The following is a 252-nucleotide window of genomic DNA, read 5'->3' on the forward strand; positions in this document are numbered from 1 at the left end:
CACGACAGCATCAAAGTTAGAAGCTAATTCTTTTGACTTATGATGAAGAAAATTCATGCGTTGGTTCGCCACTTTCTCATGTAACTTAGCTACTACTAGTCGTTGCTTGTTCCAACGTGCAGAACCTTTCTTTCTTCGAGAAAGAATTCGTTGTGCTTTTGATAATTTATCTAAGGCTTGCCGATAGTAACGTGGGTAATTGGCTTTCTTACCCTGTTCACTCTCGACATATAGACCATCCATAGCAAAATC

1 protein-coding gene is annotated in these 252 nt (G+C 39.3%); it reads right to left on the minus strand.

What is annotated here, in order from left to right; genetic code table 11:
* Positions 1-252: transposase (locus IC21_RS01340; protein ID WP_035180317.1), on the minus strand; the 252-nt coding region annotated here is incomplete at both ends.

Source organism: Heyndrickxia coagulans DSM 1 = ATCC 7050 (assembly GCF_000290615.1).
GTDB lineage: Bacteria > Bacillota > Bacilli > Bacillales > Bacillaceae_C > Weizmannia > Weizmannia coagulans.